Annotated in this window: 12 protein-coding genes; 10 read left to right on the forward strand and 2 right to left on the reverse strand. The window is 27.7% G+C overall.

Annotated elements, in window-relative coordinates:
* The 7 genes from WJW32_RS12490 to WJW32_RS12520 form a co-directional block, all read left to right on the forward strand.
* The coding region (locus tag WJW32_RS12490) for a hypothetical protein (RefSeq protein WP_340258820.1) at positions 1 to 591 on the forward strand (591 nt) is incomplete at its 5' end.
* Positions 592 to 710: 119 nt separating this feature from the next.
* Entirely contained in the window at positions 711 to 1,496 is a 786-nt protein-coding gene (locus tag WJW32_RS12495; RefSeq protein ID WP_340258822.1) for a hypothetical protein, read from the forward strand.
* A gap of 119 nt (positions 1,497 to 1,615) precedes the next feature.
* Positions 1,616 to 2,323 carry a hypothetical protein gene (locus tag WJW32_RS12500; RefSeq protein ID WP_340258824.1) on the forward strand — a complete coding sequence of 236 codons (708 nt, stop codon included), beginning with the start codon at positions 1,616 to 1,618 and terminating at the stop codon, positions 2,321 to 2,323.
* 331 nt (positions 2,324 to 2,654) lie between these two features.
* The gene (locus WJW32_RS12505; protein WP_340258826.1) at positions 2,655 to 2,840 is read left to right on the forward strand and encodes a hypothetical protein; all 186 of its coding nucleotides are present in this window, start codon (positions 2,655 to 2,657) and stop codon (positions 2,838 to 2,840) included.
* A 43-nt stretch (positions 2,841 to 2,883) separates the two neighbouring features.
* Positions 2,884 to 3,726 carry a DUF5685 family protein gene (locus WJW32_RS12510; protein ID WP_340258828.1) on the forward strand — a complete coding sequence of 281 codons (843 nt, stop codon included), beginning with the start codon at positions 2,884 to 2,886 and terminating at the stop codon, positions 3,724 to 3,726.
* Entirely contained in the window at positions 3,710 to 4,288 is a 579-nt protein-coding gene (locus WJW32_RS12515; protein WP_340258830.1) for a J domain-containing protein, read from the forward strand. Before WJW32_RS12510 ends, WJW32_RS12515 begins: the two co-directional genes overlap by 17 nt.
* Positions 4,289 to 4,297: 9 nt before the next feature.
* A complete protein-coding gene (locus tag WJW32_RS12520) occupies positions 4,298 to 4,792 on the forward strand; it encodes a hypothetical protein (RefSeq protein WP_340258832.1) in 495 nt (164 codons plus the stop codon).
* 260 nt (positions 4,793 to 5,052) lie between these two features.
* On the opposite strand, the gene WJW32_RS12525 is transcribed toward WJW32_RS12520, so the two are convergent.
* The gene (locus WJW32_RS12525) at positions 5,053 to 5,778 is read right to left on the reverse strand and encodes an HAD family hydrolase (protein ID WP_340258834.1); all 726 of its coding nucleotides are present in this window, start codon (positions 5,776 to 5,778) and stop codon (positions 5,053 to 5,055) included.
* Between the two features lie 253 nt (positions 5,779 to 6,031).
* Here WJW32_RS12525 and WJW32_RS12530 point away from each other — a divergent pair, with 253 nt between their 5' ends.
* Both WJW32_RS12530 and WJW32_RS12535 read left to right on the forward strand, forming a co-directional pair.
* On the forward strand, positions 6,032 to 7,105 hold the full coding sequence (locus tag WJW32_RS12530; RefSeq protein ID WP_340258836.1) for a hypothetical protein: 1,074 nt from the start codon (positions 6,032 to 6,034) through the stop codon (positions 7,103 to 7,105).
* 204 nt (positions 7,106 to 7,309) lie between these two features.
* The gene (locus WJW32_RS12535; RefSeq protein WP_340258838.1) at positions 7,310 to 8,257 is read left to right on the forward strand and encodes a calcium/sodium antiporter; all 948 of its coding nucleotides are present in this window, start codon (positions 7,310 to 7,312) and stop codon (positions 8,255 to 8,257) included.
* A gap of 63 nt (positions 8,258 to 8,320) precedes the next feature.
* On the opposite strand, the gene WJW32_RS12540 is transcribed toward WJW32_RS12535, so the two are convergent.
* Complete coding sequence (locus tag WJW32_RS12540; protein WP_340258840.1) at positions 8,321 to 8,704, reverse strand: hypothetical protein; 384 nt, start codon at positions 8,702 to 8,704, stop codon at positions 8,321 to 8,323.
* A 177-nt stretch (positions 8,705 to 8,881) separates the two neighbouring features.
* Here WJW32_RS12540 and WJW32_RS12545 point away from each other — a divergent pair, with 177 nt between their 5' ends.
* Positions 8,882 to 10,261: a DUF6612 family protein gene (locus WJW32_RS12545; protein WP_340258842.1), complete on the forward strand. Its 1,380-nt coding sequence runs from the start codon at positions 8,882 to 8,884 to the stop codon at positions 10,259 to 10,261.
* Positions 10,262 to 10,705 lie beyond the last annotated feature (444 nt).

The raw sequence follows: 10,705 nt of genomic DNA on the forward strand, positions 1-10,705 counted from the left end.
GAAGAAGCTCGAAAAAAAGTCACAGAAACAGTAGCTGTAACTCCTCAAACAGGACCTAAATTTGACTATCAAACGTATACTTTATTTCCTAGCACGTGGGATGCTATAAAGGTAACTGGACAAAAAAAATTAGAAATTGTAAAACCTCTTGTTAAAGGTGGATTTACAATAGAAGGAACAGCGACTCCACAAGGAAAACCTGTTACAGCAACATTATTTTATAGAGGGAGCAAAGCAGGTGTTGTAAATACTATAACAGATAAAGATGGTAATTATAAATTTACAGTTGATTTATCTGGAGTAGAACGTAAAGATACAAAATATATTTATCTGAGCGGTTATGATACTTATTACTATGATGAATTAGATATTCATATAAGCTGTGAAGGACAAGAACAAACAAAAACTGTATTGATGGAAACTAATGTTGAAAAAGGGATGCACATTATTGGTGGAGATTTGATTAGAAAACCAGGATACTCACAAAACTTAGGAGAAACAAGACCGTATGATTATTGGACTTCATTTTTACATTGGAAATATTGTCAAAAATATGGACATTTAAAGTATAATCCTATGGGTTGGTATTAATTATAGATAAAGTTAATATGCTTTAAAATGATATAAAATTAATTGCTCACCAGGTAAGCTGATGGGCAATTAATTTTAACTATAGAAGAGATATTTTTAAAGTTATAGGAGGTGTTTTTATGTATATTAAATTTTCACAAAATAATAATTGCTTTTTTTATAATAAGTTTCAAAATAAGACAAGCAATACTTTGAAAAATAACAAAGAACCTATTAATAATATCAAAAATCAAGAATTAAAAACTAAAATACATTCACTAAAAAAAATAAAAATGACTGAAGAAAAAAGTGTTAATATGGTTAATGATTTATTGAAAGATGAAATACGTTTTTTAAATGAAATAAGTAAATTTGTTGAAGGAGCAAAAAAAGCACTCGAAAATTATGTGAATCCTCCAACTGTAGATAAAACAAAAATAAATACAGATATTTCTCAAGAACAACTAAAAAATGGTAAGACTAGTGAAACTAATGAATCAGTATATTCAATATCATTTTCAGAAGAAGGCAGAAAATTAATATTTGAATCTCAAATACAATCATTATCTAGTTCAGTTTATTTATATTCAGGTATTACAAGTGGTATGGCTAATTATTATAAAAATAATAATAGTGCGGTACAAGGTAAAATAGAAGAAGTGTTAAAAAATACAAATAATGATGAATCATTATTTGATATTGGCTATAAAGCATTAGGATTGGAAGGACTAGATAATTTAGATTTAACAAAACCAGATGATTTAATGAAAAAATTTGATAACTCTTTAGAATTAATAAATAAAAAAAGAAAAAGAGTTGAAGAAGCTTATTCGTATTTAAATAACACTTATTCTAACATACTAAATTCAAATAAAAATAAATTCTTAATTAATAATCAATCTAAATATCTAGATGAAACCCTATAAAACGCAAATTTAATTTACTGATTATGGTAATGGCAATGTATTTAGTCATAATCTAAGATACATAAACGGTTGATGTTTTTTGTTTCATTTAGAGAATGTATATAAAAGGAGACCTTGTCGTGTATAAAGTAAATCAAACCACTGTATACAATAATCCTACATATTATACAAGAGAGGGGATACCATTAGATTCTAATGGAGTACCTCTAAAATGTAAAGATGTAAATAAGTCAGTAGAAAAACTTGTAAAAGGCTCTTTTCAAGAATTAAAAGCAAAAGACAATGTTATAGATATACAACCAGGTGTGAATTATAAAGTGAAAACATTAATATATGGATATGCTGAAGTTCAATTTGATAATGAGAAAGCAGAGCGCTGGTTGTTTGATCAAGTAAACCCGAATATAGATGCAACTAAAGTATTTTCGAGAGATGAACTTGATGATATTTGTAGAACTAACACTTTTTTATCTTGTTTTAGAGGTAAAGATGCTGATGAAATGTTGCTTATACTAAGGACTTTTGTTCCTGAATCTAAAGAGGTATTAGTTAGATTTCAAAATTTAGGGATTAAAGTTGGAGAACCTTTTGAAGTTAAAGGATATTCAGAAAAACTTTTTTTAGATAAAAATGGATGGGTTTTCAAATGTAGTGAAATTGATGGCTTTAGAAAAGCATATAATGAAAGAAACTATTTTGAGTTTGGATATACAAAAGAATCTAAGTTTATTATGGATGGTGAAGAATTTCATTTAGATTCTACAGGTCATTTAAATATTCCAGAAGGAACTATATGTACTCCATGTAGAGTTGAAACTATTAAATAAAATAGATTTGTTGTTTTAGGTAAGATGGGACACTTTGAGAGAATGGGAGATAATGTTCTTAAAAATATACATGGAGATAAGGATCAGAAATTATTTGAATCTGGAATAGAATATTTTAAATTATAAATTAATAATTGATTAAGTAAAAGAACCTGGATTTTTCATAAGAAAATCTAGGTTCTTTTCTGATATATTAAGGAATTATAAAATTTTCGTTTTGTGGGTTATGAAAAACTTTCTATAAAAAATTCGCTTCATGCTCCGCACGGCTCATATCGCCAACTAGTCCTACGGACTCAGTTGCTTAAATATAGTTGAAAAACAACTAGGTGTGAATTATAAAGTAAAAACATTAATGCATGGATATGCTGAAGTTCAATTTGATGATGAGAAAGCAGAGAGATGGTTGTTTGATCAAGTAAACCCGAATATAGATGCAACTAAAGTATTTTCAAGAGATGAACTGGATGATATCTGTAGAACTAACACTTTTTTATCTTTTTTTATATCAAAATAGAGTATATAATAATATTTAAATATAAAAATAGGCAGGTACATAAATGTTTGGATATGTAAGAATAAACAAAATGGAACTTAAAATGAAAGAATACTATAAGTATAGGGGATATTATTGTGGCCTTTGTAAGTACCTAAAAGAAAACTTTGGTGAAATTTCTAGACTTTCATTAAATTATGATATAACGTTTTTGATAATATTATTATCTTCTATATATAAAAGCCAAAATTCAATAACTAAGGAACGATGTATAGTTAAGCCTACACAGAAAACTCTTAGGATAGTAAATGATATAACAGAGTATGGGGCAAATATGAATATTATATTAACTCATAATAAATTAAAAGATAATATAGAGGATGATAAAAGAATAAAGGACCATATACTTTTTTATATACACAGCAATGTATATAAAAAAATAGATAATATATATAAGCAAAAATCAGAGTTTATAAAAAATAAATTAAAAGAATTATCAGAATTAGAAAAGAATAATATAATGAGTATAGACAAAACGTCTAATATATTTGGAGACATAATGAAAGAAGTATTTAGTTATAAAGAAGACGAATATGCACATATATTAGGTAATATAGGATTTAATATAGGAAAGTATATATACATATTAGATGCATATGAAGATTTGGATGAGGACTTAAAAAAAGGAAGATACAACCCTTTTATGAATTATATAGATAATAGAGAAAATCTTAAAAGTAAGGTTGAAAATCTAATTTTGATTATACTATCTTTTATAGAAGAAGATATAAATAAGTTGGAATTAAGTGAGAACAGAGGAATTGTTGAAAACATAATATATTCAGGAATGTATTTGAGATTTATTAACATAATGAAGGGAAGAGATAATGATGAGAAATCCATATGAAGTTTTAGGTATTAATAAAAATGCCTCCAAAGAAGAAGTTAAAAGAGCTTATAGAGAACTTGCAAAGAAGTATCATCCTGATAAGCATATGAACAATCCTTTATCGGAATTAGCACAAGAGAAATTTAAAGAGATAAATGAAGCCTATGATATTATAATGAAGGAAGATGAAAATTCAGGAAGAGGTCAATATAATAATGCAGGTAATAAATTTCATGAAATAAGAAATTATATAAATAGAGGAGATTTTTCAACAGCTAGAAATATACTTTCCAATATGAATGATAGAAGTAGTGAGTGGTATTATCTTATGGGCCTTACATCTATGAGACTTGGACTTTATGATGAGGGAGCTGACTTTATAAAAAGGGCTCACTTTATGGAGCCAAATAATAGAGAATACAAAATGGCGCATGATAATATAATCAACAGACAAAGAGCTTATTCATCTAGAACTCGTGAATATAATGAAGGAACTGATATGTGCAATGTATGTACAACTCTTTATTGTGCAGACTGTTGTTGTGAGTGTTGTGGTGGGGATTTAATAGCTTGCTGTTAGGAGGATATTATGAGTAAAAGAATAAGTTTTTTGGGAATGTTGTTAGGAATAAACCAAATAATGTTGTTTTTTTCTAGTATAGTACCTGGAAATAGATTGTTTTTTCTAGGGATAGCATCACTTCCAGTTGCTTTGGTCATAATAGAATTTGGATTAAAAAGCGGAATATTATTTTATATAGGATCAGCTTTATTGTCATTGATTATAATCTTTGATAAAGTGTATTTGATACCATATATATTGTTTTTTGGATTATATGGAGTTGTAAAGTATTTAATTGAGAAGGATAGAAATATTGTACTTGAGTATATACTTAAATTAATATCATTTAATATACTTTTAATGATAGGGTATTTTACAGTTAGGTACTTAATATTTACAGCGGTTAAGATGAATGTTGTTGTGTTTATTTTGGCTCAGGTTGTATTTTTGATATATGATTATGCTTATGGATTGTTTATAAGTTATTATTACAATAAGATACAGGGGAAGATAGGGCTATAATAAGTTATTGTGTATAGAGGGTCATCAAAAAATGACACTCATTGAAATAACGCCACTTAGTTAATATTTTTATAAAACTAGAGATTGCGCCTTATTAAATATCCTAAAAGTTCTAAACTCGCTCAAGCTCAAACAACGAACTTTTTTAACGGATATTTAAACGTTGCAATCTAAGTTTTATGGAAAAATATTGACAAAAAAGTGGCTAACATTTTAATGAGCGTCATTTTTAAGTGCAGTTAATACGCACATGAAATCAATTATATCGAAACACTAACACTAGGATCTAGGTTATATATTACATCTTTTCTTTCAACTATTATTTTAGCAGTTTTAGATAGATACTTATCATTTTGAATTTTACATAAAAGTTCTTTTGCAGGATTTATAGCTACAGGATTTCCTACTTTGGTAAGCATTGAGAAGTCTCCGTTGGTATCTCCATAAGCATATGATTTTGACAAATCTAGGTTATACTTGTGAACGAATGTATCTATAGCTTTATTTTTACTATCTGAGTCCCACATAGGAGTAACCTCTCCTGAAAATTTATTATCTTTAAATATATATCCACTTCCTATACAATCCGAGACATTGTATTTATTAGCCATTTTTTCAACTAAGAAATCTGGGCTGCCAGATATGAATATAACTATATGACCTTCATTTAAATGCCATTTTATTCTTGAACGAGTATATCTATAAACCCTTTCAGCTTTCAAAGTTATAACTTGATTACTTGTAAATTCTATGTCATTTTTGTTAAGACCTTTTATAGAGGAAATATATATTTCAGCAAGTTCAAGTAAGTAATCATCGTAATTTCCCTGCCTTTTGTCCCAATCTAAAAATGTTTTTTTTGCGTGAGAGTGCCATACAGAAGGATCTACTAAATCGTATTTTATAAGTTTTTTGAAATGTTCAACCATTAAAGAATCTCTATATAATGTACCGTCTATATCGAAAAAAGCTGCTGTTTTATTCATTAATTCACCACCTTAACAATAATTTTATATAAATTGTTGATTAGATCAATTTTAATTTCATGTATTTAAAATAAGGTTTACTTTATAAATATTATATACATTATTATGTAAAATTCAACAATATTTATTATTAATTTAAGAAGATTAATTTATTTTGTTATTAAAAATTTATATTACTTTAAATTATTTAGCTATATAATTAAAATTGATGTTTAAAATATAATATGTAAATAATATGTGAGAAGGTGAGTAAATGAGGTTTTTATTTTCAAAAATTACTAATTCTAGGCTTATGGGAACTATGGGACTCAGAATAGCAAGACAGATTGGAAATAATAGATTAGATCAATATTTTTTACTTGATGCAGAAAAAGTTGGAATAGCAGATTATGTATCTATAAAAAATGGAGATGAGAGATCTTTATACGAAGAAGAAGAAAGATTGATGGGAGGACTTGGTTCAGACAGGATATTGATAAGTGAGAATGAAGCTATGTATCTTATAAATCATTTTGGTAATAAAAATTTAAAGTATAATAAAGAGTTTCCTGGTTGTAAAGATGAATATATAGACATAATAAAAAATAAAATAGATAATATGGATTATAAAAGTCTATTTATAAAAATATCAAAGAAAATAGAAACTCCTATAGAGTTCATAAACTATATGACTATGAGAATAATAGGAAGTGATTATGAGGCACTGAACTTTTTTTCAAAATATCATATTGAAGATATAAATATTACAAATAATGAGGCTGTGCTTCTTAAAAATAAAGTAGTATCTATGAAAAATAATAGATATATATCTGAGTTCATATATGAAGATGATATATACTACAAATCTAAAATCGCTTTTAATATATCCGATTCAAATGGATATTATAAAATAGAGTCTATAATTTATACAGATAAAGAAGAAGTTGATTTTAATATTGTTTCAAATGAATTAAGAAAAAAGGAATATATAAGTGTTTATGATATGAAAAGTGGATTTTATGAAACGTTTATATATGATAATCCTAGATTTATGAAAAGTGAATTTGATAGTGGGGTTTTAGTAACACAGTTTAAATCTAATAACAATCACGTCAATAAAGAAATATATTATATAAGTGGGGATATACATGCTATATACTATATTAATGATTTGCAACTTGTAGTTGCTACTTATGATTATGATACGAAATTTGAAGTAGAAAAAATACTTACAGAAAAATATAGTAAATATATAGATTTGAGTAGTGAATATGAATTCGAAGATTCTTTGATATATGAATTTGCACAAATAGGATATGATGATTTTTATGATTTCGTAAACGAATAGGAAATTATATGATTTTCAAACTGTAGATAACATTGATTAAAGAACTGCACTTGTAACTATTTTAAGCAACATAGTCGTAAGACTTGTTAGCGATATGAGTCATGTGTTAGTATGAAGCGAATTTTTTTTATTTGGTTGTGTTTTGTATTGATATATTATAGTATATGTATATTACATATTGTATAAATGAGAGGATGGGTAGATTTGGATTATTTTATATTAATAATAGGTTTTGTGTTTTTGATAAAGGGAGCAGACTTATTCGTAGATGGTTCCTCATCAATAGCAAAAACTTTTAAAATACCTCCTATACTTATAGGTCTTACTATAGTTGCATTTGGAACTAGTGCTCCAGAAGCTGCTGTTAGTATTAATGCTGCTCTTAAAGGTTCGAATGAGATAGCGCTTGGAAATGTTGTAGGGTCTAATTTATTCAACTTTTTACTTGTTATAGGGATATCTTCTATAATAAATCCTATGAAAGTCCAAAAGAGTACTATATTAAAAGAATTTCCATTTGCAATACTAACTAGTGTTGTATTGTTTATTTTATGTGCAGATATGACTCTTCAAGGAGCTAAAATTGATGTTATATCTAAGGCGGACGGATTAATACTTCTTTGTCTGTTTTTAGTATTTTTATACTATCTTATAGAGATGGCTATAATGTCAAGAGATGATTATAAAGATGATGCGGAAAAGTCACCTTTAGGTAAGAGCATATTTATAAGTATTATAGGAGTTGTAGGAATTATATATGGAGCAGAGTGGGTAGTAGATGCGAGTTCATCTATTGCTATAGATTTTGGGATGAGTAAGAATTTAGTTGGACTTACTATTGTAGCTGTAGGAACTTCGCTTCCAGAGCTTGTAACATCTATTGTAGCGGCATTTAAGAATGAAAGTGATATAGCCATGGGAAATGTTATAGGTTCTAATCTATTCAATATTCTTCTTGTTTTAGGTATATCATCATCTATAAGACCTATACCAATAAATTCAGCTATATTTGTAGATATGATATTTTTGCTATTGGTTACTATAATAACGTATACATTTGCTATAACTAAAAGAACTATATTTAGATTAGAAGGAGTATTTCTTGTACTCTTATATATAGGGTATATGAGTTATATAATAATTAGAAATTAAAGAGAAAAGGAGCTGTCTCTTTAAATGATTTTTAAAATCATTTTCAGATAGCTCCTTGTTTATTTACTCATCATCATCTTCACAATAGTCCATATCCATCATAGGATTCATACCCATCATAGGGTTCATAGATTGCATACCCATCATAGGGTGGTGCATAGATTGCATACCCATCATAGGGTTCATAGATTGCATACCCATCATAGGGGGCATACCTTGTTGCATACCTTGCATTGCAGGCATTGGATAAACATATACCATATATCCCATAGGAGCAGGCATATTCATATCTTCCATAGATTCCATACCCATCATAGGGTTCATTCCCATCATACCTTGCATTCCCATCATAGGGTTCATACACTGCATTCCCATCATAGGATTGTACATGTTCATATCCATTTCCATATCGTCATTACAATTTTTACATTTTCTATAATCATACATAAGGTAGACCTCCCTGATAAAAAAATTTAATCCTCCCTATATATATATTTAAATAATATAAAAATTGTTACAAAAATAAGTCTTCGAGATAGGAATAAATAGAGTATAAAAATAATATAAAATATGGTAATATAAATATATTCCAAATATGGAATTAATTATAAAGGGGTGGTTGGATTGAAAATTTTAAAAATTGTATTTGCTTTAGTAATATCTATGATAATGTCTTTTACAACTGTTTCAATGGCTCAAGAAAACGACAGTATAAGCAGAATAGAATTATCAAAAAACATAATTGATTCATTTAAAATTGAATTGGTAAAAGACAGTGAATCTTCTTTTGGAGATGTTAAAGCAGAAGATTTAGAATATGTATATACTATAGTAGACAACAAAATAGCATCAGGATATGGAGAATCTTTTAAGCCTGATAAAGGCGTTACTAACGAAGAGGCAATGACTATGATAGTAAGAGCAATGGGTGAAGAAAAGTTTGCTCAAAAGATGGATACGGAACATATAGAACTTGTATATGATGAGAAAGTGTCAGACTGGGCTAGACCTTATGTGGTATATTGCATAGAAAAAGGAATAATAGAATATGGTTCAGATATTGATCCAAGTGCGATTTTAACTAAAGAAAACTGTGATAGTATGATTAAAAATGGAGCTGAGTATTACAATAAAGAATTAAAAAGAGATGGACTAACAGTATATGATATGCTAGATAAGGCAGGTCAAAATATGCTTGAGAAAAAGACTTATAAAGCTACAACTAATATGGATATTACAAGCACCACAAAATCAGAAGAAGAAGGAACTGATGATACAGTTATTAATATGAACAAGGTTCAAGAAGTCCAATTTGAAGAACCTGAGACTGTATACACAAAAGATACTACTATTATGAAAAATCCTGAAACAGATGAAGAAATGACAATGACTTCAGAGGTTTATATGAAGGATAGAATAATGTATATTAAAGCTGATGGACAAGCGAAATGGACTAAGATGGATATGAACCCTATGATGAATGAATTACAATCTATGATGGGATCTAGTATGAATACTAGCACACTTACTAAAGAGCAATTAGATATATTTGGTATGTATGCTAAATATGAAGCAGATGAAAAAATAGAAGGCAAGGATTACTATGTTGTATCTATAGATATAGATGATGAGTCATTTAAAGAAATAGTTAAAATGATAGCTGATAAGGCTACTGAAATAGCTGCTGCTAATGTTGAAGCGACAGAAAATAAAGATAAAAAGAATATAGATGAATTTATAGATGATAGCGACAATCAAGAAATGGTAAAAGAAATAATAGATACTATAATCGAAAATGTAAAAATGGATATTAATTGTAAATACTATATAGATAAAGAAACTAAGATATATGATAAGATTAAGATGGAAATGGATATGAATATGAACTTTATGGGAATGAACAATGAAGCTAAAGTTACAGCTGAGTCAAAATACCATGATTTTGGAGAAAAGATGGAGTTCCCTGAGATAAGTGAAGATGATGTAGAAAGTATGGATTTGTAAGAACTGAATGGATTAATGAAAAATGATGCTTATTATAAGCATCATTTTTTTTGGTATGTGGGTAATCAAAAAACTTCCTATGAAAATAACGTAAATACAGCGATATTTTGAATATAACTAAGGTTTTATCTTATTAATAATTCTAAAATTTATGAACTCCCTACGGTCAGACACATAAATTTCTTAACGAATTATTAAACGATAAAACCTAAGTCATATTAGTCAAAATATCTAAAAGTATTTACTACCTAGATTTCGTACAAACGAAATCTGGGTTATTTTTTTAGGGTCTGTGGGTTATTAAAAACTATCTATACAAATACCGCGAATACAACGATGTTTTGAATATAACTAAGATTTTATCTTATTAATATTCCTAAAATTTGAGAAACTCCCTACGGTCAAACACTCAAATTTTTCAACGGAATATTAAACGATAAAACC

It is taken from the genome of Tepidibacter sp. Z1-5 (assembly GCF_037844525.1).
In the GTDB taxonomy this organism is placed as follows: Bacteria; Bacillota; Clostridia; order Peptostreptococcales; family Peptostreptococcaceae; genus Tepidibacter_A.

Bases quoted from the DNA above. Each gene is read 5' to 3' on its own strand.
- WJW32_RS12530 (WP_340258836.1), top strand. From the start codon at position 6,032: ATGAGGTTTTTATTTTCAAAAATTACTAATTCTAGGCTTATGGGAACT.
- WJW32_RS12510 (WP_340258828.1), top strand. From the start codon at position 2,884: ATGTTTGGATATGTAAGAATAAACAAAATGGAACTTAAAATGAAAGAA.
- WJW32_RS12515 (WP_340258830.1), top strand. From the start codon at position 3,710: ATGAGAAATCCATATGAAGTTTTAGGTATTAATAAAAATGCCTCCAAA.
- WJW32_RS12525 (WP_340258834.1), bottom strand. From the start codon at position 5,778: ATGAATAAAACAGCAGCTTTTTTCGATATAGACGGTACATTATATAGA.
- WJW32_RS12520 (WP_340258832.1), top strand. From the start codon at position 4,298: ATGAGTAAAAGAATAAGTTTTTTGGGAATGTTGTTAGGAATAAACCAA.
- WJW32_RS12540 (WP_340258840.1), bottom strand. From the start codon at position 8,704: ATGTATGATTATAGAAAATGTAAAAATTGTAATGACGATATGGAAATG.
- WJW32_RS12495 (WP_340258822.1), top strand. From the start codon at position 711: ATGTATATTAAATTTTCACAAAATAATAATTGCTTTTTTTATAATAAG.